Here is a 21,224-nt window from a genome sequence, read left to right as displayed (position 1 = left end):
ATGTCTGTTTCCCTTCCCTTCCTGGGCTACGGCTTGGGTTTACGTAGCACTTACTACCAGCAGATCCTTGAGCAGTCGCCGGATGTCGAATGGTTTGAAGTGGTTTCGGAAAATTTCATGGTGCAGGGCGGTAAGGCCCTGTATTACCTCGACGCTATCGCCGAGCGCTATCCGCTGGTGATGCACGGTGTTTCTCTGTCCATCGGCGGGCCGCATGCCCTCGATCCGGACTATCTCAACCAACTCAAGCAATTGGCCGAACGGGTCAGACCGGCATGGATCTCCGATCATTTGTGCTGGAGCCGTGGCAATGCCCATCAGTTACATGATCTGCTGCCGCTGCCTTACACCGAAGAAAGCTTGGATTACATCGCCGCTCGCTTGATGCAGGTTCAGGACATTCTGCAGCGTCCGTTGGTGCTGGAGAACGTTTCCAGTTATGTCCGTGTTGCCTCGGATGATTTCACCGAGTGGGAGTTTCTCGCAGCGCTGAGCCGCGAAAGCGGCTGCGAATTGCTGCTGGACGTGAACAATGTTTACGTCAGTTCACGTAATCATGGCTTCGATCCGTGGGCCTTCATCAGCAGCCTGCCCATCGACAAAGTCCGCCAACTGCATCTGGCGGGGCACAGTGACTACGGCGATTACGTGATCGACACTCACGACCATCCGGTGAGCGATCCGGTCTGGGCGCTCTATCAACGCTCACTGGAACACTTCGGCCCTGTGGCCACGTTGCTGGAGCGTGACGATCATTTTCCGCCTTTCGATGAATTGCTCGATGAACTGCAAAAGGCCCGTGAGCTGGGGAACAAGGTTCTGGCCGGGAGGCAGCAATGCGCCTGAAGGAGTGGCAACTGGCGTTCGAGACGTTTCTTCTCGATGAAGACCGCAGTGCAAATCTGTCCTTGGGCAAGAGCCTGATCGGTGGCCCGACACTGGATGTCGGCACGGGACTGGCGATCTATCACAACGCTTACAAAGCGCGGTTGCTGGAAGTCTTGCGCAATGACTTTCCGACGATCCTGCACTGGCTGGGTGATGAAGAGTTCGATGACCTCGCCATGGCGTACATCCGTCGGTATCCATCAGCGCATTACAGCCTGCGCTGGTTGGGCAAAGGCTTTGAAGGTTTCGTCCGCGAGCATCTGGTGCCGGAGCAGAGTGCGCCGCTGGCCGAGCTGATCGCGCTCGAATGGGCTTTCACACTGGCCTTTGATGCACCCGCCGATGAGCCGCTGACGATTGACGCCGTCGCGGCCCTGGCCCCGGAGGAGTGGCCCGAATTGCGCGTCAAAGCGGTGCCATCCTTGCAGTGGCTGGGGTGCCGCTTCAACAGCCTTGCACTGTGGCGCTCGGTGAAGGAAAAAGCAGACTTCCCTGAAAGCATGGCGTTGGATATTCCACAGGCCTGTCTGATTTGGCGCAACCAGCTGATCTGCAGTTACCGCAGCCTCGATTCGGCGCAGGCGACGGCCCTCGATGGTTTGCTCAACCAAGGATGGAGTTTCGCCGAACTGTGCGCCGAGTTAGCAGTCACTTATGGTGAGGGCGCGCCACTTCAAGCCGTGACCTGGTTGAAACAGTGGATTCAGGAAGGTTTGCTGGTGCGTCTGCAGCGATAGATCAGGCTAATCAAATCGATAGCCTGCTATTTTTCCGGGATGGTCTACCCTCAGATCTGACGTCTGAAACAAGGGGGATTTTCCATGCTCGCGCAACTTCCACCGGCCTTACAGAATCTGCAGCTTCCGCTTCGCCTGCGACTCTGGGATGGCCATGAGTTCAATCTGGGGCCGGCGCCCAGCGTCACCATCGTGGTCAAGGACCCGCAGATGGTCACCCAGTTCACCCATCCAAGCCTGGATGCGCTCGGAGCGGCATTCGTTGAAGGCAAACTTGAGCTGGAGGGCTCGATCAGCGAGGTTATCCGGGTCTGCGACGAATTAAGCAACGCTTTGCTCGGCGAAGATGACGACAGTCAGCCGGTGCGTTCGGTGCACGACAAGGAAACTGACGCCAAAGCCATTTCCTATCACTACGACCTGTCCAATGCGTTCTACCAGCTCTGGCTGGATAGCGACATGGCGTATTCCTGCGCGTATTTCGAAACGGGCAGCGAAACCCTTGAGCAGGCGCAACAAGCCAAATTCCGTCATCTATGCCTCAAGCTGCGTTTGCAGCCGGGGGAATACTTGCTGGATGTCGGCTGCGGTTGGGGTGGTCTGGCACGCTTTGCCGCGCGCGAATTCGGCGCGAAAGTCTTCGGTATTACCCTGAGCAAGGAACAGCTGGAACTGGCACGCGAACGGGTCAAGGCCGAAGGCCTGGAAGACCAGATCGAACTGCAGTTGCTCGACTATCGCGATCTGCCTCAGGACGGGCGTTTCGACAAGGTAGTCAGCGTCGGGATGTTCGAGCACGTTGGCCACGCCAATCTCGCCGAGTACTGCAAAACCCTGTTCGGCGCGGTGAAGGAGGGCGGTCTGGTAATGAACCATGGCATCACCGCCAAACACACCGATGGTCGTCCGGTGGGACGCGGTGCCGGGGAATTCATCGAGAAATACGTATTCCCCAACGGTGAGTTGCCGCACCTGGCGATGATCTCGGCCGAGATCAGCGAAGCGGGGTTGGAGATTGTCGACGTCGAAAGCCTGCGCCTGCATTACGCGCGCACGCTGGATCACTGGAGCGAGCGACTGGAGGATAACCTTGAAACCGCAGGCAAACTGGTGCCGGATCAGGCGTTGCGCATCTGGCGTCTGTACCTGGCCGGCTGCGCTTATGCGTTTGCGCGCGGCTGGATCAATCTGCACCAGATCCTTGCGGTGAAAGCGCATCCGGATGGCAGTCATGAACTGCCATGGACGCGCGACGATATCTATAACCCTTAACACTGAATATTCCCCTCTCCCTTTGGGAGAGGGTCAGGGTGAGGGTTTTTAGAGAATCGGTGAAATCAGCCGGGCGATCCGCATGCCGACTTGTTGCAGGCGGTGGATTTCCCGGCTTTCTTCTTTGGCAATTTCGTAGGCTTGCTCGAAATCGGCGATAAGCATGTTTTCCACGCTGGCGGCGAAGTCGCTGTCGACGGTCAGCAGCATCACTTCGAAATTCAATCGGAACGAACGGTTGTCCAGATTGGCGCTGCCGATGGCGCTGATCTCACTGTCGATCAACACCACTTTCTGATGCAGGAAACCGGGCTCATAGCGGAACACTCGCACGCCGGCACGCACAGCTTCAAACGCGTAGAGACTGGAAGCGGCGTAAACGATGCGATGATCGGGACGCGATGGCAGCAGTAGTCGCACATCGACACCGCGTAAGACCGCCAACCTTAATGCGGCAAATACAGCCTCGTCGGGAATGAAGTAAGGGCTGGTGATCCACACGCGTTCGGTGGCCGCATGGATGGCTTCGACAAAGAACAGCGAGCAGGTTTCGTAAGCATCGGCCGGGCCGCTGGCGAGCAGTTGGCAGAGCACGCCGTCGTCCGGATATTCGTCCGGCAGTATCAGCGGAGGCAATGTTCGCGCGGCCCAGAACCAGTCCTCGGCAAAGGATTCCTGCATGCACGCGACCACCGGGCCGCGTACTTTCACATGGGTATCGCGCCACGGCGCCAGCGGTGGTTTTTCGCCCATGTATTCATCGCCGACGTTATGCCCGCCAACAAATCCCACCACGCCGTCGACCACGACGATCTTGCGATGGTTACGAAAGTTGACCTGAAAGCGATTGAGCCAGCCGCTGCGCGTGGCGAAGGCTTTGACCTCAACGCCGCCATCACGTAACGCCTGCACATAACTGTGGGGCAGGGCATGGCTACCAATACGGTCGTAGAGCAGATGAATCGCCACGCCTTCGGCGGCTTTCTTCAGCAGCAGATCACGCAGGCGCTGACCGAGGCGATCATCGTGGATGATGAAAAACTGGATCAGCACCGCTTCCTTCGCCTGATCAATAGCCTGGAAGATCGCCTCAAAGGTGGCTGCACCGTTGATCAACAATTGCACTTCGTTGTTCGCCAGACACGGCATGCGCCCCAATTTTGGCATTGCGCGTAACGAGGCGTAGGCATTCGAGGCGCGCGCGGTCAGCGCTTCCTCCACCCACGGGCGCCAGTTCAGTTCGGAGATGGCCTGACGCATCTGTTCGTTGGCCTGACGTCGCGCGTTGATGTAGCCATCAAAGGTACTGCGGCCAAACACCAGGTACGGAATAAGCGTGAGATAGGGAATGAAGATCAGCGACAATGCCCAGGCGATCGAGCCTTGAGCCGTGCGCACGGTGAGCACCGCGTGAACGGCGGCGATCAAGCCGAGAGTGTGTATCAGGGCGATCAGATAACCGAAAATGTGCGGTCCAAAATAATCCATGGGGCAGCCTTGCTCCGGAAGATTCAATGCTTAACAGACCATGTTCTGTCGCGAATGTCGCTATTTAATTGGTGCATGAACCGAAGCAATCGGCCGACGTCTAACGGCCACTACTGATCAGGAGTTTTTCGATGAACGTTCGTCTGCTGGGTTTGGCGCTGGGCCTGGGTTTGGCATTGCCGGTGGTTGCGCAAGCGCAGATGCTGCAGCCGGGGCTGTGGGAAATGACATCGAGCAACGTCAAGGTCGATGACCAGCCGATGGATGTGCAATCGATCCTCGGCCAACTGCAAGGGCAGATGACCCCGCAACAGCGTGCGGCACTGGAAAAAAACGGCATCAATATCGGCGGCAAGGGTATTCGCGCCTGTCTGACGCCGGAGCAAGTGGCGACCAACGACATTCCGTTGGCCGACCCGCAATCGGGCTGCAAACAACAGATCACCGAGCGCACTGGCAACCAGTGGAAATTCCGCTTCAGCTGCCCGAAAGCGCAGGGCACCGGGGTGGCGACGTTCCTCAGTGATCGTGAGTTCACCACCGTGGCCAACGGCACGTTCAATGCGATCGGGATCAACCAGAAGGGCAGTCTGGAAACTCGCGCGGTTTGGTTGGGTCAGGATTGCGGCGCTGTGAAACCCCGCGCCTAAATGTATCTCCTGCAGGAGCTGCGGCACGCTGCGATCTTTTGATCTTGATTGTAAAAAACAAGATCAAAAGATCGCAGCCTCGTTTCACTCGTCAGCTCCTACTGGGTTTTTTCAATCAGCGCATAAATCGTAGCGCCAACCCGCGACATCCCTCATTCACCCGACCCTCCCGCCAGGCAATCTGCCCCGAGACAATCGTCGTACTCACCCGATGCCGAAAGCTGCGTCCGGCAAACGGCGTCCATCCACACTGCGACAGAATGGGTTGCCGATTCACCTCCAAGGTGTGCGGCTCAACCAATATCAGATCCGCCCAGTAGCCTTCACGTAAATACCCACGATCGGGAATCGCAAACAGATCCGCGACTCTGTGGCTGGTCTTTGCTACCAACGTGGTGATTGGCAGTACATCGTCCGCAACCAACTCCATCAGTGCCGGCAACGCGTGCTGTACCAGCGGTAATCCAGAAGGTGCCTGCGCATAAGCTCGCTGCTTTTCTTCCCAGGTATGCGGTGCATGGTCACTGCCAATCACGTCCAGCAGATTGCTGCTCAGGGCCGCGCGCAACGCATCGCGATCCGCTTGGGTCTTGATCGCCGGATTGCATTTGATCAGGTTGCCGAGGGCAGCATAGTCGCGATCATCAAATAGCAAATGATGCAGACAGACTTCAGCGCTGATGCGTTTTTGCGTCAGCGCTTTGTCCTCGAACAACGTCAGTTCACGCGCCGTAGTCAGGTGCAAGACATGGAGCCGCGTGCCGTGACGTTTGGCTAACTCGACCGCCAGTGAAGAGGAGCGATAACACGCCTCGGCATTGCGGATGAGCGGGTGAGCAGCGGGCGGGATTCGTTCGCCGAACAGCTCACGCAGATTGGCCGCATTCGCGTCGATGCTCGGCGTGTGTTCACAGTGCGCCAACAGAATGGTCGGCACCTCGGCGAACAGTCGCTCAAGGATTTGCGGATCATCGACCAGCATGTTGCCGGTCGAGGCGCCCATGAACACTTTCACGCCGGCCACTTCACACGGATTGAGCGCGGCAACCGTATCTAGATTGTCCCGGCTCACGCCAAAGTGAAAGCCGTAGTTAGCCACCGAGTTGATCGCCGCCCGGCGCTTTTTATCCGCCAGGGCTTCGAGGGTGAGGGTGGCCGGATTTGTGTTGGGCATGTCCATGAAGCTGGTGATGCCACCGGCCACCGCTGCGCGTGACTCGGTGTGGATGCTGCCCTTGGCCGGCGCGCCCGGTTCACGGAAATGCACTTGGTCATCGATCATCCCCGGCAGCACCCATTGGCCGTTCGCGTCGATTTCTAGCGTGGCGTTTTCGCCTTCAATGCTTCGCGCAATCTTGACGATGCGTCCGTTGCTGACCAACAGATCGCCGTCGAACTCGCGCCCTTCATTGACCAGTCTTGCGTTGCGAATCAGCACGCTGCTCATGATTCAGAACTCGTTCTGCAAGGCTTTGTAGCCGCGCACCAGATCGACATTGGTACGTGCCACGTCTTCGGAAAACTCCGAAGCGCTGACGCTCACCGGTGGGAACAATGAGAGGTCGGTGTTCGGTCCGATGCGGGTGGTGGAGGGCACGTAGAATGCGGCCGGCAAATCCCGACCATCGACCACCGAGTTGTGCCGCACGACACAACCATTGCCGACAACGCAGTTGAACAGCACGCTGTTGAAACCGATGAACACGCGGTCGCCGACGACGCAGGGGCCATGCACGATCGAGCGGTGGGCGATGGAGCTGAATTCGCCAATAGTCACTGCAGCACCGGATTTGGAGTGGATGACCACGCCGTCCTGGATGTTCGAATTGGCGCCGATGGTGATCGGTTCCATCTCGCCCGAGGCGTCCACTTCGTCGGCGCGGATCACCGCGTACGGGCCGACGAACACGTTCTCGCCGATCACCACTTTGCCGCAGATGATTGCGGTCTTGTCGACGTAGGCTGACTCGGAAATTTGCGGTAAATCACCTGATGGGTTCTTGCGGATCATGGTTGGCTCAGCGCGTTGTAAAGGGTGTTGAGGTTGTATTCGAACAGACCGGTGAAGGTGCTGGCGGGGCCGCTGGCAGCGAGGGCGTCGGAGTACAAAGTGCCGCCAATGTGCGCGCCACTTTCGTCGGCAATCTGTTTGAGCAGGCGCGCGTCTTTGATGTTTTCCATGAACACTGCTTTGACGTGAGCTTGGCGAATCTGCGTAATCAGTGCAGCGACTTCGGCAGCCGAGGGTTCGCGTTCAGTGGACAAGCCTTGCGGCGCCATGAAGTCGATGCCGTACGCTTGGCCGAGATAACCGAAAGCATCGTGGCTGGTGACGATTTTGCGGTTACCCGGAGGTAGTGCACCGAGTTTGGCTTTGGCCTCGGCGAGCAGGGCGTAGATCTGCTTCAGGTAGGTTTTGCTGTTGCGTTCGTAGTCCGCTTTATTCGCGGGATCCGCAGCGATCAGTGCCTTGGTGATATTGGCGACATACAACTCGGCGTTCGCCAGATTGTGCCAGGCGTGCGGGTCGGGAACGGTTTCGCCGTCCTCATCCAGTGATCGCGGAATCACGCCATGACTGGCACTGACCACTGTGGCTTTGGTCTCGGTGCTGGTCACCAGTCGGTCCAGCCAAGGCTCGAAACCGAGACCGTTCTTGATGATCAGTCTGGCGCTGAGCAATGCCTTGGCATCGTCCGGTGTCGGCTCGTAGGTGTGTGCGTCAGCGTCGGGGCCGACCATGTTGGTGATCTGCACATGCTCGCCGCCGACCTGATGGACCATGTCGGCGAGGATGCTGAAGCTGGTGACCACCGGTAATTTTTCCGCCGCCGACAATGACATCGACAGCATCAGGCTGAACAACACGAGTAGAGCGCGCATCGGGAAGCACCTCATTGGGATGTGAGCAAAGGCGGGCGGCGCAACAGACCGTGAACCGGCCCGAACACCACGGACAGCAGATAGCCGAGGCCGGCGACCAGCACGATGGCCGGGCCGCTGGGTAGCGAGTAGTAGAACGACAACAGCAAGCCGAACCACACTGAGAGACATCCAATGACGGCTGCGATGGCAATCAGGATCGGCAGACGACGGCTCCAGAATCGTGAGGCGGCGGCGGGGAGCATCATCAGCCCGACGACCATCAGGGCGCCGATGGCCTGAAAGCCGATCACCAGATTGAGTACGACCAGCGTCAGAAAGACGCCGTGGGCGAGTGGGCCGAGGCGGCTCACGGTTCTCAAGAACAACGGGTCGAGGGTGTCGAGCAACAGTGGTTTGTAGATCAGCGCCATGGCGATCAGGCTGAATCCCGAGACCCATAACATGCCGGTGAGGGTCGGGCCGTCGACGGCCAATGCCGAGCCAAACAGCAAGTGAAGCAGGTCGAGGCGTTTGCCGGCGATGCCGAGAATCAGCACGCCGCTGGCGAGGGAAATGGGATAAATCGCGGCGAGGCTGGCGTCTTCACGCAGACCTGTGCGACGGGTGATCCAGGCGGCGAGGCCGGCCATACTCAGTCCGGCCCCGAGACCGCCGAGCGTCAATGCCGGCAGGCTGAGTCCGGCGAACCAGAAACCCAATGCAGCGCCGGGAAGGATGCCATGGGCCACTGCATCACCGATCAGGCTCATCCGTCGCAGGATCAAGAACACGCCGAGCGGTGCGGTACTGCAAGCGAGTACCAGGCCGCCGAGCAGGGCCCGGCGCATGAACACGAACTCGTTGAACGGCTGCCAGAAGTGGGCGACGGCGAGCATCAGGCCACCTGCGTGCGAGGTGTTTGCTGGATCAGCTCGACGCTCGCGCCGAACACGCACTGGCGGTTTTTGATCAGCAAGGTTTGCGGTATGTGTTGGCGCACGGCGACGAGGTCGTGGCACACGACGACCAGTGTTCGACCTTCGCCATGCCAGGTATGGATGTGCTGCCAGAGCAATTGTTGGCCGAGTTCATCGAGTGCGGCGTGGGGTTCATCGAGCAGCAGCACCGCAGCGTCAGTCAGACTCAGACGAGCGAGCAGGGCGCGTTGCAGTTCACCGCCGGACAGGGCCATGAGTGGACGCTGTTCGAGTCCGCTGAGGTGCCAGTTTGCCAGTGCATCTTTCAGGCGCTGGTTTCGTAGTTGGGTCGATAGTCTTCGCCCCCAGAAACCAGCGGCGACCAGTTCTTCGAGGCTGATGGGGAATTGGCGATCCAGATGCTGTTGCTGGGGCAGGAAGGACAATCCGCTTTGACGTGGAACACTCAGGCCGACATTGCCTGCCAATGGTTTTTGCAGCCCGGCGATCACCTTCAGCAGGCTGCTTTTGCCACAGCCGTTGGCGCCGATGATCGCCGTCAGGCTGCCGCTGTCGAGCTCGAGGCTCAGGGGCGCAGTCAGTGGTTGGCCGGGTGCCCCCCAACTCAGGGATTGGCAGCGGATCATGCTTGTTCACGCTGCCAGTGGCTTTCGGCGACGGCATCGTGGGCGTGCAGACTTTCGGCGTGGATCACTCGCAAATGAAATGCACTGACGCCTGGAGTCCGACGCAGGGCCAGATTCAGACGGCGTGCCGCGTCTTCGCAGAACATCAGGTTCTGGCCATTGGCGAGGGCGAAGGCTTGTTCGTCAGCGCGTTTTACGGCGGTTTGTACGGCGGTGCCAAGGGCCGCCTCGGCGTCATTGATGATCACGCTCAACGGCAGCTCATCGATGAATTCGTCGAGATGTAGATGCAGTTGCGCGGTGCTGCGTTGGCTGTGAGGCGTGGCGACGATGCCGTGGGTCGAGCCTAGCCAGGCCAGAACGTCGGCGTGCTGAAGGCCTTTGTTGGCGAAGTCGTCGATAAATTGTTGCTGGATCAACTGCCGCGCCAAAGCCGCTGAGCAAGGGCAAGTCGAAGAGTAGGGCAATTCAATTTTGAGTTCCACGTGGAACATGTTGTCTTTCAGGCTTGCCGAAATACTCGCTGGATAGGATTTCCAGCCAGCCAATGGACTGATCAACGCAGGCCTTTTCATCAGCAGATCGGTGTGAATATTCAAGTAAGCACGGCTGGATAAACCTTCGTGGCTCTCCAGAAAACGCTTGAGCACCTGCTGCAGAAGAGCGGGTGTCAGGCGCTCCTGTTCGAGCGCTTCCAGAGCCAAATACAGTCGCGACATATGAATGCCGCGTGCCTCGCCATCATCAAGACTCACTCCAGCGTCAGCCTTGGCATTCAGGTGTTGGCCTTCCAACAAGATCGGTAACGCGATGCCCTGCATGCCCACCCATTCAAGTGGCAATGCTTGGCGAGTAACTTGCGCGGCGATATCCGGGAGTGAAAGCGAATTCATGTTCGGGACCATCATGGTGATTCAATTCGATGTTACATTATAACAATACTTATCACGATGTCTTTTTCATGAACAGGTTTTCATATGCACAGACGTGAGGTGCTTAATCTGATTTTGGCCAGCGCCGCTTTTGCTTATCCATTCAGTGTGTCTGCTACACAAATTCGCCAGGCACGACTTTGGCGATCTGAGGACAAAGTGCGGTTGGTGTTCGATTTGAGCGGGCCAGTGCGCTACAAGACCTTCACACTCAATGCGCCTGAACGGCTGATCATTGATGTGAGTGGGGCTAGCTTGAGCGGCGATTTCAGTCGGTTGGCGCTGGATGGCTCGGTTATACGGTCGATTCGATCCGGGCCTTTTGGTCTGGGTGATACGCGGATTGTTCTCGATCTAAGCAATCCCGTGCTGCTGAACAGTTTCCTTTTGGCGCCGCAGGATGGGCAAAGTCATCGCTTGGTATTGGATTTGGTCAGCACAAAACCGATGCCAACAAGCCCAAAGGTTCCACGTGAAACACCGCAGATTGGCGCTCATCCGAAGCGCGACATCATCGTAGTCGTCGATCCTGGACACGGCGGCAAGGATCCCGGCGCGGTCGGCGTCAAGGGCGAACGGGAAAAAGATGTAGTGCTTTCCATTGCGCAGTTACTCGCTAAACGCCTGAAAAAAGAGAAAGGCTTTGACGTAAAACTGGTACGCAATGACGACTTTTTTGTTCCGTTGCGCAAGCGTGTGGAGATTGCCAGGCAGCACAAGGCTGACATTTTTATCTCGGTACATGCTGATGCGGCGCCGCGTCTTACTGCCTCTGGCGCATCTGTTTATTGCCTTTCTGAGGGTGGCGCAACGTCGGCGACTGCTCGCTTCATGGCGCAGCGAGAGAACGGCGCAGACCTGCTCGGTGCGACAAGCCTGCTCAATTTGAAAGATAAGGATCCGATGCTCGCCGGGGTAATTCTCGACATGTCGATGAACGCGACGATTGCCGCGAGTTTGCAGCTCGGCAGCACGGTGCTGGGCAGTCTGGCCGACATTACCACGCTGCACCAGAAACGCGTGGAACAAGCCGGATTCGCAGTGCTGAAATCGCCAGATGTGCCTTCAATTCTGGTGGAAACCGGCTTTATTTCCAATGCGCGGGACAGCCAGCGATTGGTCACCGCTCGGCATCAGCAAGCCGTGGCAGACGGTTTGTTTAAAGGATTGCAGCGTTACTTTGAAAAGAATCCCCCCGTCGACAGTTACCTGGCTTGGCAGCAGGCGCAGCAAGAGGCTCAGGTTTAACAGCCGGTAATCCGGCTGCAAGTGAACTTCGTGCTGCTACCGCCCGAGCTGGAGAACCGATTGATCGTCGTCCAGCCGACACGTCGGGTGTAGCCCACCCAGGCTTCGCCGTCAGAGGCGATGCCGGTGAAGAACGTCAGTTGGCCGAAACGGCTATTGGTTTGCGCCCAATAACGCTGGCCAGCCTTTTCAAACCCACGCAGATAAAGCGTGTTGCCGACGGTGTTGACGCTATAGGCGTTACCGTCGGCATCGACGCAGGCCAACAGATTTGCGCTGCGTGTGCAGGTCGCAAGCGCCGGCACCTGCGCCGGTGCATTGCCGATCATCAACAATCCAAGGCTCAACAACGAGCATTTCAGCGCAGTTTTCATTACGAACCCCGGAGTGGTATCGGCTCAGCTTCCTGCGGTTTATTGCTCAGGACAAGAGGAGGGCTGGTTTATTCATGTTGTTATACTATAACATAAAAGATAACCAAGCCTGAGCGGGCCGATTTCAAGCGTTTGCTTTTAGCGAAATCCTTCGCATGAAGCACAGACACGCCAAGCGCAAGCAAAGCGCTAATCGGTTGCCATTTTAAGAGGATTATCCAATGTCAGCCAAATTGCCCGTTACCGTACTTTCAGGATTTCTTGGCGCCGGAAAAAGTACACTTTTGAATTACGTACTACGTAATCGCAAGGGGTTGCGTGTAGCCGTCATCGTCAATGATATGAGCGAGATCAATATCGATGGCAGCGAAGTTCAGCGCGATGTCAGCCTTAACCGCGCTGAAGAGAAAATTGTCGAAATGAGTAACGGCTGTATCTGCTGTACGTTACGCGAAGACCTGCTAGACGAAGTCAGCAAACTCGCCCGTGAGGGCCGCTTCGATTATTTATTGATCGAATCCACTGGAATCTCCGAACCACTGCCCGTGGCCGAAACCTTTACCTTCCGCGACGAACACGGCCAGAGTCTCTCCGACATCGCGCGTCTCGACACCATGGTCACTGTAGTCGACGGCTTGAATTTCCTGCCGGACTACCATGCGGCAGAGAGTCTCGCCTCCCGTGGCGAAATTCTCGGCGAAGAAGACGAACGCTCGATCACCGACCTGTTGATTGAGCAAATCGAATTCGCCGACGTGCTGTTGATCAGCAAGATCGACCTGATCAGCCAAAGCCAGCGCGAGGAACTGATGGCTATCCTCAAGCGCCTCAACGCTCAGGCCGAAATTATCCCGATGGTGATGGGCGAGGTGCCGCTGGAAAAGATCCTCAATACCAATCGTTTTGACTTCGAGAGAGCCGCGCAAGCGCCGGGTTGGCTGCAAGAGTTGCGCGGCGAGCATGTGCCGGAAACAGACGAGTACGGCATCGCTTCAACTGCCTACCGCGCACGCCGCCCGTTTCACCCGCAACGCTTCTTCAGCTTCATTGACCGTCCGTGGTTGAACGGCAAACTGCTGCGCTCCAAAGGCTTCTTCTGGCTCGCAAGCAAACCCACCGACGCCGGTAGCTGGTCGCAGGCCGGTGGATTGATGCGCCACGGTTTTGCCGGGCGCTGGTGGCGCTTCGTGCCGAAGGATCAGTGGCCACAAGATCAGGAAAGCACCGCAGCCATCATGGAAAACTGGACGCCAAGCGTTGGTGACTGTCGCCAGGAGTTGGTGTTCATTGGTCAGAACATCGATTTCCTGCAGCTTTCTGCCGAACTCGATGCCTGCCTGCTCACCGATGAAGAAATGGCCCTTGGCGTGGAGGGATGGCGATTGCTCCCAGATCCGTTCGGTCCTTGGCACGAAGAGGCCGCCTGATGCTCGCGCTTAAACTGCTGCAGAACCGTACGCGCCATCAGCATCAAGGCCCGACACCGAAGGCGTTGACGCGAATTCTCGAAGACGACACCAATCTTGCCGTCTGGCAACGCCAACTGCCGTTGCACATCAGCGATTTCGCCCAGTTACTCCTGTCGCTCAACGAACCGCTGGCGGAGTCGTTGTGCCTGGAGTTGCCGAGCGAGGACGCGGAGCCTGATCTCACCGGGCTGGCTTCAGGATTCCGCGATCTGGAAGGGTATGAGGGCTTCATCGCCGACCTGAAATGGTTAGTCAGCGCCTTCGCCTGCTTGCTCGGTGCGCGGCGAATCGGCTTGCGCCTGCGGGTGCTGGATAAAGCCATGTGCCCGCGCTTCCACGTCGATCATGTGCCGGTGCGGCTGATCACCACGTACGCCGGCGTCGGCAGCCAATGGCTCAAGGAAGGCGCGATGGATCGCCAGCAACTGGGGCAGGCCAACGCCGAACCCCAAGCGCAAATACAGCAACTCAAGAGCGGCGAAGTCGCCTTACTGAAAGGCGAGAAATGGCACGGCAATGAAGGGTTCGGTCTGATTCACCGCTCGCCGCAACCGGCCGCAGGCGAGCGTCGTCTGATACTGACCCTCGACTGGCTCGGCTGACGCCTCAAGGCTTGAGCCACGACCCCTGGCTCTGGCCTTCGCAGTACGGCTTCAAATACGCGGCATCGGTGGCGACGCCGTAATAGTGGATGTCCTGGCGATAAGGCATATTGGCGACTTGCGCGTTGCCGCACACGCCAAACGCGCCGCTCGGGCATTGATCGACGTATTGCACCTCGACTTTCTGCCCGGCCAGCGCTGGCTGGCAGAAACCGTCGTTGAACAGTTTTTCCGGAATATTGCGGTTCTGCTGACAGACTTTGACGTCGAGCCGCTCGCCCTGACTGTGCACTACGCAGGCCTGAGCCCACGCTTCGCTCGACAGCAGCGTCAACAGCAACGACCATCCCATCCAACGCATCTTTTGAATCTCCCAAGAAAGCTCCCGGCCATGTTGCAGAACATTCCTACCCATGTCATTGCTGGCCCTTTGGGCGCCGGCAAGACCAGCCTGATTCGCCAGCTCATGGCGCAGCGGCCAGCCGGCGAGCGCTGGGCGGTGCTGATCAATGAGTTCGGCCAGATCGGCCTCGATGCCGCGCTGCTGACGAGTGATGCCGATGGTATCGCACTGGGCGAAGTGGCCGGAGGCTGCTTGTGCTGTGTCAATGGCGCGCCGTTTCAGATTGGCCTCGGGCGTTTGTTGCGCAAGGCGAAGCCGGACCGGTTGTTCATCGAACCTTCCGGGCTGGGGCATCCGGCGCAGTTGCTCAAGCAATTGAATGAGGCGCCGTGGTTGGGTGTCCTGGCGGTGCAGCCGTGTGTTCTTGTTCTCGACGCTCAATCGCTTCAGGCCGGGAAAGCATTGCCGGTAGCGCAGCAGGAAGCGTTGGCCAGCGCTGGGCTGTTGCTGCTGAACAAGGCGGAAAACCTTGATGAAAATAAACGGCAGAAAATAGCCAGCCAGTTGCCGTCAGTCAGGCTGATATGGACGCAACGGGCGCAACTGCCCCTGAGCGAACTGCCGGGCCTGGCTGCGCAAGCGGTCAATGGTTTGGACAATCTGATCGTGCCCAAGGGGTTAGGGCAAATGCCGGCTGTCTGGAGCGATCCGACGCTGCCGATCTGCTTGAGTCAGGCCCAGGAGGGTGGCTGGAGTGTCGGTTGGCGTTGGCATCCGGGACAAAAGTTCGACAAGGCACGTATCGCCGATTGGCTAAACGGGCTTCATTGGAAAAGAGCGAAACTGGTTATCCACAGTGCAGATGGCTGGATTTCGGCGAACGCGCTAGAGAATGCGCAGTTGGTTTGGCTGGCCAGTGAATGGCGGAAAGATTCGCGCATCGAGCTGATCTTCAGTGATGCGCAGGATGTTGAGGTGCTGCAGAGAGGGTTGTCGGGGTGCCGGGCGGATTAAGATCAAAAGATCGCAGCCTCCGGCAGCTCCTACTTGGCCTTCAGGGCTTCCATTTGGTGTGTTCCTGGCGCCACTGGCTTAGCTCGATGACTTCCGCTCGAGGCTTGTGCACTTCAACCACCGGCGGTGTGTCGTCAAACGGCGCCGGGTAGGGCGCTAGTTCGATCTGCGCACTGTGCGCGCCAAACTGGGTGATGGTGCCGTTATGGCGGCTTTCGCCGGTCACGGTGAACTCAAAGTTATACACCCGCGCCAGTCGTCGGCGACCGTTGGCGTCCTTGATGAAACCGATCTTCTTCAGAGCGACGTTGCCGTCGAGCAACTCGACCCGTACGTTCAGGCAATGCTGTTTGACCCGCTCCAGCGCGCGTTCGCGCAAGCCGTGGTTGTGCCACAGCCAGGCGCCGGCAGCGGCGAACAGTATCAGCACGAAGATGTTTTCCAGGGTCAGCATCAACATCGAACTCCAAAAGATAGCGTCAGCTTAACTGCGTCGCCGGTCTGTCGTACAGGCTGCGTTTCGTCGCATACTGCGCGGCTTGAATTTCAATCGTTTTACGGAATGACCCGAATGAAACGTACGCCTCATCTGCTCGCCATTCAGTCCCATGTGGTGTTCGGCCACGCCGGCAACAGCGCCGCGGTTTTTCCGATGCAGCGGGTCGGGGTCAATGTCTGGCCGCTCAACACCGTGCAGTTTTCCAACCACACTCAGTACGGTCAGTGGGCCGGCGAAGTGCTGGCGCCGCAACAGATTCCCGAGCTGGTCGAAGGCATCGCTGCGATTGGCGAGCTGGGTAATTGCGATGCGGTGCTGTCCGGGTACCTCGGTAGCGCGGCGCAAGGCCGGGCGATTCTCAGCGGTGTCGAACGCATCAAGTCGGTCAATCCGAAAGCGCTCTATCTATGTGATCCGGTGATGGGCCATCCGGAGAAGGGTTGCAGCGTGCCGACCGAGGTCAGCGATTTCCTGCTGGAAGAGGCGGCGGCCGTGGCGGACATCATGTGTCCGAACCAGTTGGAGCTCGACAGCTTCTCCGGGCGCAAGCCGCAGTCGCTGTTCGATTGCCTGGCGATGGCGCGGGCACTGTTGGCGCGCGGGCCGAAAGCGGTGCTGGTCAAGCATCTGGATTATCCGGGCAAACCAGCCGATGGCTTTGAAATGTTGCTGGTGACAGCCGAAGGCAGCTGGCATCTGCGCCGTCCGCTGTTGGCGTTTCCGCGTCAGCCAGTGGGCGTGGGTGATCTGACGTCGGGCTTGTTTTTGGCGCGGGTGCTGTTGGGCGATAGCCTGGTGGCGGCGTTCGAATTCACTGCGGCGGCGGTGCATGAGGTGCTGCTGGAGACTCAGGCGTGCGCCAGTTATGAGTTGCAACTGGTGCGGGCGCAGGATCGGATTGCGCATCCACGGGTGAAGTTCGAGGCGACGGCGATCAGTCTGTAATCGCGTAATCGTTCAAAAAGATCGCAGCCTGCGGCAGCTCCTACATGGGAATGCAAAACCCTGTAGGAGCTGCCGCAGGTTGCGATCTTTTGTCTTTGATCTCAGGCGTCGCCCTTGATCTCCTGATAGCGCTTTTCCAGCTCCTGACGAATCTGCCGACGCTGCTGCGCCTGCATATAACGACGCTTGTCTTCACTGTTCTGCGGTTGCAGCGGCGGCACGGCGGCCGGTTTACGCTGGTCATCCACGGCGACCATGGTGAAGAAGCAGCTGTTGGTGTGGCGCACCGAGCGTTCGCGGATGTTTTCGGTCACCACTTTGATGCCGACTTCCATCGACGTGTTGCCGGTGTAGTTGACCGACGCGAGGAAGGTCACCAGTTCGCCGACATGGATCGGCTCGCGGAAAATCACCTGATCCACCGACAGCGTCACCACGTAGCGGCCGGCATAGCGGCTCGCGCAGGCGTAGGCCACTTCGTCGAGGTATTTGAGCAGGGTGCCGCCGTGGACATTGCCAGAGAAGTTGGCCATGTCGGGGGTCATCAGTACCGTCATCGACAGCTGGGCGTTTCCGGGTTCCATAACGTTCTCACGGATCAAGGCTGGTTGCTGGAAGCACCTCTGCGGGTGCCTGGTCGCTTTTCTAAAGCACCGTTATCGGGACGCCGGGCGACTCGCCGCCGTCACGCCGGAATCGATCTGTTTCCATATATTGCACCGCCTTCCAGCCGCAAGTCGCGGTGTTAACCTGCAAAAGCCCCTTACAAAGGCAATTCCCACACGAAAAGCGGATTTTTACCTCGCTCGCCCAGACATTTCTGACGTCTGCTGGCGAGCCTCGTCATTCAAGGAGCCCACGCCATGCATGCCATCAGCTTTATTCAGGATCTGGCAGTGATCATGTTGGTCGCAGGCGTGGTGACCGTGTTGTTCCACCGTTTCAAGCAACCGGTGGTGCTCGGCTATATCGTCGCCGGCTTCATCATCGGCCCGCACACGCCGCCGTTCGGCCTGATCCACGATGAAGAAACCATCAAGACCCTCGCCGAACTCGGGGTGATCTTCCTGATGTTCTGCCTGGGGCTGGAGTTCAGCCTGCGCAAGTTGTTCAAGGTCGGTGCCACGGCGTTTATTGCGGCGTTCCTCGAAATCGTCCTGATGATCTGGATCGGCTACGAAATCGGCCGCTGGTTCGACTGGAACACCATGGACTCGCTGTTCCTCGGCGCGATTCTGGCGATCTCCTCGACCACCATCATCGTCAAAGCGCTCAACGATCTGAAGATGAAAAACGAGCGCTTTGCGCAGTTGATCTTCGGCGTGCTGATCGTCGAAGACATCCTCGGCATCGGCATCATCGCGCTACTGTCGAGCATCGCAGTGAGCGGCACCGTCAGCTCCGGAGAAGTGTTCTCCACAGTCGGCAAGCTGTCGCTGTTCATGATCGTCGCTTTGGTCATCGGCATTCTGCTGGTGCCGCGTTTGCTGGCTTACGTGGCCAAATTCGAAAGCAACGAGATGCTGCTGATTACGGTGCTGGGCCTGTGTTTCGGCTTTTGCCTGCTGGTGGTCAAGCTTGAATACAGCATGGTCCTCGGTGCGTTCCTGATCGGCGCGATCATGGCCGAGTCGCGGCAATTGCTGAAGATCGAGCGGCTGATCGAGCCGGTTCGCGATCTGTTCAGCGCGATCTTCTTCGTTGCCATCGGCCTGATGCTCGACCCGATGATCCTTCTCGAATATGCGTGGCCGATTGCGGTGATCACCGTGGCCGTTGTGCTCGGCAAGATGTTGTCCTGCGGCCTCGGGGCCTTTATCGCCGGCAACGACGGACGCACCTCACTGCGGGTGGGGATGGGGCTGTCACAGATTGGCGAATTTTCCTTCATCATCGCCGCGCTGGGTATGACCTTGCAGGTCACCAGCAACTTCCTTTATCCGGTCGCCGTGGCTGTGTCGGTGATCACTACGCTGCTGACACCGTATCTGATCCGTGCAGCCGATCCGCTGTCGATCAAGCTGTCTGCGGCGGTGCCCAAGCCTCTCGGCCGTGTGCTGGGCATGTACGGCGAATGGCTGCGCAGCATCCAGCCGCAAGGCGAGGGCGCGATGCTGGCGTCGATTATCCGCAAGATTTTGCTCCAGGTCGGGGTCAATCTGGCGCTGGTCATCGCGATCTTCTTTGCCGGCGCGTATTTCGCCGAACGCATCTCGCTGTGGCTGCAAGACTGGATCAGTGATCCGAGCTGGCAGAAGGCGTTGATTTGGGGTGGGGCGTTGCTGGTGTCGTTGCCGTTCCTGATTGCCGCTTACCGCAAGCTCAAGGCGCTGTCGATGCTGCTGGCTGAGATGGGCGTGAAGCCGGAGATGGCCGGGCGGCACACGCAGCGAGTGCGTCGGGTGATCTCCGAAGTGATCCCGATTCTCTCGCTGCTGGTGATTTTCCTGCTGTTGGCAGCCTTGTCGGCCAGTATTCTGCCGACCAACAAGTTACTGGTGCTGATCGCCGTAGTCGCCGCTGCGGTAGCGGCGCTGCTCTGGCGCTGGTTCATCCGCGTGCACACGCGGATGCAGGTGGCGCTGCTGGAAACCCTCGACAACCACAAGGAGTCGTCGGGGCATTGACCACCCGGGGCGGCTGGCCGATCAGCTTTCCAGCCAGACGTCCCGCGCCCAGTGCCACACCGATTCCCAGGATTCTTCGGTGATCAGCTCTTCTTCGCCGGACCACAGCACCACGGTGCCGTCTTCTTCGACGCAGTAGTAGTTGTCGCCGTCTTGGCAGATCGGGATCAGATCACGCGGTACACCGATGTCCCAAGCATTGGCTGCGACGTCCGGCAGATAGGTGTGCGATTGCGGGTCGGTGACGGTCACCGGTTCCAGACTGCCGTACACCACGTCGCTGACGGTCAGCAAAAATTCTTTGAAGACGAACGGAATGTTGATGAACAGTTCTTCTTCGACTTCGACCAGTTGGTCTTCCTCAGGCAATTCCAAAGGAACCGGCACGGGTTCGTTGGCTTCACGCAGTTGTTCGATGATTTCTTCCACGTCCGGGATCCTCTTGCTTGAATGGCGCGGTTTATATGGGCCGGTTTATACAGTAGCTCGCTATAGATGCAACCGCGAAATAGAAAACCCCAGCCGAGGCTGGGGTTTTTATTACAGCAAGTGAAGCGTGCGAGGGATCAGCCGTTCTGGCGGATACCGGCAACCAGCCAAGGCTGGTTCTCGCCCTGCGGACGTTCCATGTTCCAGCTTTCGCTGAACACTTCGCCCTGGTCGAAGCGCGAGGACTTCGACACACCGCTGAAGGTCAGGGTGGCGATGGTCTTGTCGGCACGGTCATCCACGCCGTCCAGTTGCACCTGAAGGTTGTCGATGTAGGTCGACTGGAACGCGTCACCCAGATCTGCACGCTCACGCTTGAGGAACTCAAGCATTTGCGGGGTCACGAACTCGGCGATCTTGTCCATTTCGTTGGCGTCCCAGTGCTGCTGCAGCGACTGGAAGTGGCTGCGTGCAGCTTCAAGGAAGTTCTGCTCGTTAAACCAGGCTGGTGCGTTGATCACCGGACGAGCGGCAACAGGTGCAGCCGAACCACCGAAGATCGAACCCATGGCGGCAGGTTTCTGCTCGAACACTTCACGCTGCATCGGCGCGCCGGCCGGAGCGAATTGCTCCTGCTGCTTGCGGCGACGCGCGGCGATGAAGCGGAAGATCACGAACGCGATCACGGCCATGATCAGGATGTCGAAGATCTGCATGCCCTGGAAGCCACCGCCCATGAACATGGACGCCAGCAGGCCACCGGCGGCGATACCTGCCAGAGGGCCGAGCCATTTCGAAGCACCGCCGGCCTTGGCGGCAGCGCCTGCGGCACCGGCAGCACCTGCGGTCGCAGCAGCGCCGCCGACACCTGGAGAAGAAGGAGCCATCTGGCTGGTCTGGTGCGTCGGCGCAGCGCCGGCGCTTTTGCCACCACCAAAGCGCTTGGCGTTGGCGTCGAGGCTCATCGTCAGGCCGATGCACAACGCCATGGCGATGCTAAGAAAACGTTTCATAAAGGGAATTCCCGTTTGTGGAGACACGCGCGCCATGTTGCACAGCTGAAGTGTTACTGGCTAGCGAGAGAGTGTTTCGGGCTTTTGCCTGACAGGTCGCGTTCAGCTTCGCGAGGCAATCAGCCTATGTACTTTTGTCTGTAGGAAAAGGCGATAGGTTCAGCGGGATTGATGCACTGTGCGCCGTATTATCTGTGGGAGCGAGCCTGCTCGCGAAGGTGCCGTGTCAGACATATGAGTGCTCAATGACACACCGCTTTCGCGA

The 21,224-nt window shown here is 58.4% G+C and carries 23 protein-coding genes; 10 read left to right on the top strand and 13 right to left on the bottom strand.

Annotation, left to right across the window (positions count from 1 at the left end; all coding sequences use genetic code 11):
* From bufB to cfaB, 3 genes are all read left to right on the top strand, one after another.
* Positions 1–846, top strand: a complete 846-nt coding sequence (gene bufB / locus PMI23_RS05960; RefSeq protein WP_007912028.1) for an MNIO family bufferin maturase — start codon at positions 1–3, stop codon at positions 844–846.
* On the top strand, positions 837–1,625 hold the full coding sequence (locus tag PMI23_RS05955) for an HvfC/BufC N-terminal domain-containing protein (protein ID WP_007912030.1): 789 nt from the start codon (positions 837–839) through the stop codon (positions 1,623–1,625). Before bufB ends, PMI23_RS05955 begins: the two co-directional genes overlap by 10 nt.
* Before the next feature lie 84 nt (positions 1,626–1,709).
* Positions 1,710–2,897 carry a C17 cyclopropane fatty acid synthase CfaB gene (cfaB, locus tag PMI23_RS05950; protein ID WP_007912031.1) on the top strand — a complete coding sequence of 396 codons (1,188 nt, stop codon included), beginning with the start codon at positions 1,710–1,712 and terminating at the stop codon, positions 2,895–2,897.
* 48 nt (positions 2,898–2,945) lie between these two features.
* Here the strand turns inward: cfaB and cls are convergent, their stop codons facing one another.
* A complete protein-coding gene (gene cls / locus PMI23_RS05945) occupies positions 2,946–4,385 on the bottom strand; it encodes a cardiolipin synthase (RefSeq protein WP_007912032.1) in 1,440 nt (479 codons plus the stop codon).
* A 131-nt stretch (positions 4,386–4,516) separates the two neighbouring features.
* On the opposite strand from cls, the gene PMI23_RS05940 reads away from it, so the two are divergent.
* Complete coding sequence (locus PMI23_RS05940) at positions 4,517–5,035, top strand: DUF3617 domain-containing protein (RefSeq protein ID WP_007912033.1); 519 nt, start codon at positions 4,517–4,519, stop codon at positions 5,033–5,035.
* Between the two features lie 115 nt (positions 5,036–5,150).
* Here PMI23_RS05940 and PMI23_RS05935 read toward each other — a convergent pair whose 3' ends face one another.
* From PMI23_RS05935 to folE2, 6 genes are read right to left on the bottom strand one after another with little or no spacing between them, the layout of a single operon-like run.
* Positions 5,151–6,482 (bottom strand): dihydroorotase, encoded by a 1,332-nt coding sequence (locus tag PMI23_RS05935; RefSeq protein WP_007912034.1) that lies wholly within the window; start codon positions 6,480–6,482, stop codon positions 5,151–5,153.
* A gap of 3 nt (positions 6,483–6,485) precedes the next feature.
* Positions 6,486–7,046, bottom strand: a complete 561-nt coding sequence (locus PMI23_RS05930) for a gamma carbonic anhydrase family protein (protein ID WP_007912035.1) — start codon at positions 7,044–7,046, stop codon at positions 6,486–6,488.
* Positions 7,043–7,918 (bottom strand): metal ABC transporter substrate-binding protein, encoded by an 876-nt coding sequence (locus PMI23_RS05925; protein ID WP_007912037.1) that lies wholly within the window; start codon positions 7,916–7,918, stop codon positions 7,043–7,045. Before PMI23_RS05925 ends, PMI23_RS05930 begins: the two co-directional genes overlap by 4 nt.
* An 11-nt stretch (positions 7,919–7,929) precedes the next feature.
* Positions 7,930–8,796, bottom strand: coding sequence for a metal ABC transporter permease (locus tag PMI23_RS05920; RefSeq protein ID WP_007949691.1), 867 nt, complete (start codon positions 8,794–8,796; stop codon positions 7,930–7,932).
* Entirely contained in the window at positions 8,796–9,464 is a 669-nt protein-coding gene (locus tag PMI23_RS05915; RefSeq protein WP_007912043.1) for a metal ABC transporter ATP-binding protein, read from the bottom strand. Before PMI23_RS05915 ends, PMI23_RS05920 begins: the two co-directional genes overlap by 1 nt.
* The gene (gene folE2, locus PMI23_RS05910; RefSeq protein ID WP_042704911.1) at positions 9,461–10,357 is read right to left on the bottom strand and encodes a GTP cyclohydrolase FolE2; all 897 of its coding nucleotides are present in this window, start codon (positions 10,355–10,357) and stop codon (positions 9,461–9,463) included. Before folE2 ends, PMI23_RS05915 begins: the two co-directional genes overlap by 4 nt.
* An 84-nt stretch (positions 10,358–10,441) precedes the next feature.
* On the opposite strand from folE2, the gene PMI23_RS05905 reads away from it, so the two are divergent.
* Complete coding sequence (locus PMI23_RS05905) at positions 10,442–11,644, top strand: N-acetylmuramoyl-L-alanine amidase (protein WP_007912046.1); 1,203 nt, start codon at positions 10,442–10,444, stop codon at positions 11,642–11,644.
* Here PMI23_RS05905 and PMI23_RS05900 read toward each other — a convergent pair.
* A complete protein-coding gene (locus tag PMI23_RS05900; RefSeq protein ID WP_042704910.1) occupies positions 11,641–12,018 on the bottom strand; it encodes a hypothetical protein in 378 nt (125 codons plus the stop codon). The two genes, PMI23_RS05905 and PMI23_RS05900, sit on opposite strands and share 4 nt — an antisense overlap.
* Before the next feature lie 221 nt (positions 12,019–12,239).
* Here PMI23_RS05900 and zigA point away from each other — a divergent pair, with 221 nt between their 5' ends.
* Entirely contained in the window at positions 12,240–13,445 is a 1,206-nt protein-coding gene (zigA, locus tag PMI23_RS05895; protein ID WP_007912050.1) for a zinc metallochaperone GTPase ZigA, read from the top strand.
* A complete protein-coding gene (locus tag PMI23_RS05890) occupies positions 13,445–14,089 on the top strand; it encodes a DUF1826 domain-containing protein (RefSeq protein ID WP_007912053.1) in 645 nt (214 codons plus the stop codon). Before zigA ends, PMI23_RS05890 begins: the two co-directional genes overlap by 1 nt.
* A gap of 4 nt (positions 14,090–14,093) precedes the next feature.
* Here the strand turns inward: PMI23_RS05890 and PMI23_RS05885 are convergent, their stop codons facing one another.
* Positions 14,094–14,450, bottom strand: coding sequence for a hypothetical protein (locus PMI23_RS05885; protein WP_007912055.1), 357 nt, complete (start codon positions 14,448–14,450; stop codon positions 14,094–14,096).
* A 30-nt stretch (positions 14,451–14,480) separates the two neighbouring features.
* Between PMI23_RS05885 and PMI23_RS05880 the strand changes: the two genes are divergently transcribed.
* Positions 14,481–15,446: a CobW family GTP-binding protein gene (locus PMI23_RS05880; protein WP_007912058.1), complete on the top strand. Its 966-nt coding sequence runs from the start codon at positions 14,481–14,483 to the stop codon at positions 15,444–15,446.
* A 40-nt stretch (positions 15,447–15,486) separates the two neighbouring features.
* Here the strand turns inward: PMI23_RS05880 and PMI23_RS05875 are convergent, their stop codons facing one another.
* Positions 15,487–15,900, bottom strand: a complete 414-nt coding sequence (locus PMI23_RS05875; RefSeq protein ID WP_007912059.1) for a DUF3301 domain-containing protein — start codon at positions 15,898–15,900, stop codon at positions 15,487–15,489.
* A gap of 117 nt (positions 15,901–16,017) precedes the next feature.
* On the opposite strand from PMI23_RS05875, the gene pdxY reads away from it, so the two are divergent.
* On the top strand, positions 16,018–16,890 hold the full coding sequence (gene pdxY / locus PMI23_RS05870; protein ID WP_007912061.1) for a pyridoxal kinase PdxY: 873 nt from the start codon (positions 16,018–16,020) through the stop codon (positions 16,888–16,890).
* 101 nt (positions 16,891–16,991) lie between these two features.
* Here the strand turns inward: pdxY and PMI23_RS05865 are convergent, their stop codons facing one another.
* Positions 16,992–17,474, bottom strand: a complete 483-nt coding sequence (locus PMI23_RS05865; RefSeq protein ID WP_003229693.1) for an acyl-CoA thioesterase — start codon at positions 17,472–17,474, stop codon at positions 16,992–16,994.
* A 279-nt stretch (positions 17,475–17,753) separates the two neighbouring features.
* Here PMI23_RS05865 and PMI23_RS05860 point away from each other — a divergent pair, with 279 nt between their 5' ends.
* On the top strand, positions 17,754–19,517 hold the full coding sequence (locus PMI23_RS05860) for a cation:proton antiporter (protein WP_007912064.1): 1,764 nt from the start codon (positions 17,754–17,756) through the stop codon (positions 19,515–19,517).
* Between the two features lie 21 nt (positions 19,518–19,538).
* Here PMI23_RS05860 and PMI23_RS05855 read toward each other — a convergent pair whose 3' ends face one another.
* Together PMI23_RS05855 and PMI23_RS05850 are read right to left on the bottom strand one after the other, a co-directional pair.
* Positions 19,539–19,946 (bottom strand): SMI1/KNR4 family protein, encoded by a 408-nt coding sequence (locus tag PMI23_RS05855; RefSeq protein ID WP_007912066.1) that lies wholly within the window; start codon positions 19,944–19,946, stop codon positions 19,539–19,541.
* Between the two features lie 137 nt (positions 19,947–20,083).
* Positions 20,084–20,959 (bottom strand): Tim44 domain-containing protein, encoded by an 876-nt coding sequence (locus PMI23_RS05850; protein WP_007912068.1) that lies wholly within the window; start codon positions 20,957–20,959, stop codon positions 20,084–20,086.
* Between the last annotated feature and the right edge of the window lie 265 nt (positions 20,960–21,224).

Source organism: Pseudomonas sp. GM24, assembly GCF_000282235.1.
Classification (GTDB): Bacteria; Pseudomonadota; Gammaproteobacteria; order Pseudomonadales; family Pseudomonadaceae; genus Aquipseudomonas.
The sequence above is the reverse complement of the archived record's forward strand: the minus strand, read 5'-3'. Positions and strand labels throughout refer to the sequence as shown.

What these genes read in the sequence shown, in the direction of transcription:
- bufB (WP_007912028.1), top strand. Translation starts at nt 1, where the DNA reads ATGTCTGTTTCCCTTCCCTTCCTGGGCTACGGCTTGGGTTTACGTAGC.
- PMI23_RS05955 (WP_007912030.1), top strand. Translation starts at nt 837, where the DNA reads ATGCGCCTGAAGGAGTGGCAACTGGCGTTCGAGACGTTTCTTCTCGAT.
- cfaB (WP_007912031.1), top strand. Translation starts at nt 1,710, where the DNA reads ATGCTCGCGCAACTTCCACCGGCCTTACAGAATCTGCAGCTTCCGCTT.
- cls (WP_007912032.1), bottom strand. Translation starts at nt 4,385, where the DNA reads ATGGATTATTTTGGACCGCACATTTTCGGTTATCTGATCGCCCTGATA.
- PMI23_RS05940 (WP_007912033.1), top strand. Translation starts at nt 4,517, where the DNA reads ATGAACGTTCGTCTGCTGGGTTTGGCGCTGGGCCTGGGTTTGGCATTG.
- PMI23_RS05935 (WP_007912034.1), bottom strand. Translation starts at nt 6,482, where the DNA reads ATGAGCAGCGTGCTGATTCGCAACGCAAGACTGGTCAATGAAGGGCGC.
- PMI23_RS05930 (WP_007912035.1), bottom strand. Translation starts at nt 7,046, where the DNA reads ATGATCCGCAAGAACCCATCAGGTGATTTACCGCAAATTTCCGAGTCA.
- PMI23_RS05925 (WP_007912037.1), bottom strand. Translation starts at nt 7,918, where the DNA reads ATGCGCGCTCTACTCGTGTTGTTCAGCCTGATGCTGTCGATGTCATTG.
- PMI23_RS05920 (WP_007949691.1), bottom strand. Translation starts at nt 8,796, where the DNA reads ATGCTCGCCGTCGCCCACTTCTGGCAGCCGTTCAACGAGTTCGTGTTC.
- PMI23_RS05915 (WP_007912043.1), bottom strand. Translation starts at nt 9,464, where the DNA reads ATGATCCGCTGCCAATCCCTGAGTTGGGGGGCACCCGGCCAACCACTG.
- folE2 (WP_042704911.1), bottom strand. Translation starts at nt 10,357, where the DNA reads ATGAATTCGCTTTCACTCCCGGATATCGCCGCGCAAGTTACTCGCCAA.
- PMI23_RS05905 (WP_007912046.1), top strand. Translation starts at nt 10,442, where the DNA reads ATGCACAGACGTGAGGTGCTTAATCTGATTTTGGCCAGCGCCGCTTTT.
- PMI23_RS05900 (WP_042704910.1), bottom strand. Translation starts at nt 12,018, where the DNA reads ATGAAAACTGCGCTGAAATGCTCGTTGTTGAGCCTTGGATTGTTGATG.
- zigA (WP_007912050.1), top strand. Translation starts at nt 12,240, where the DNA reads ATGTCAGCCAAATTGCCCGTTACCGTACTTTCAGGATTTCTTGGCGCC.
- PMI23_RS05890 (WP_007912053.1), top strand. Translation starts at nt 13,445, where the DNA reads ATGCTCGCGCTTAAACTGCTGCAGAACCGTACGCGCCATCAGCATCAA.
- PMI23_RS05885 (WP_007912055.1), bottom strand. Translation starts at nt 14,450, where the DNA reads ATGCGTTGGATGGGATGGTCGTTGCTGTTGACGCTGCTGTCGAGCGAA.
- PMI23_RS05880 (WP_007912058.1), top strand. Translation starts at nt 14,481, where the DNA reads ATGTTGCAGAACATTCCTACCCATGTCATTGCTGGCCCTTTGGGCGCC.
- PMI23_RS05875 (WP_007912059.1), bottom strand. Translation starts at nt 15,900, where the DNA reads ATGCTGACCCTGGAAAACATCTTCGTGCTGATACTGTTCGCCGCTGCC.
- pdxY (WP_007912061.1), top strand. Translation starts at nt 16,018, where the DNA reads ATGAAACGTACGCCTCATCTGCTCGCCATTCAGTCCCATGTGGTGTTC.
- PMI23_RS05865 (WP_003229693.1), bottom strand. Translation starts at nt 17,474, where the DNA reads ATGGAACCCGGAAACGCCCAGCTGTCGATGACGGTACTGATGACCCCC.
- PMI23_RS05860 (WP_007912064.1), top strand. Translation starts at nt 17,754, where the DNA reads ATGCATGCCATCAGCTTTATTCAGGATCTGGCAGTGATCATGTTGGTC.
- PMI23_RS05850 (WP_007912068.1), bottom strand. Translation starts at nt 20,959, where the DNA reads ATGAAACGTTTTCTTAGCATCGCCATGGCGTTGTGCATCGGCCTGACG.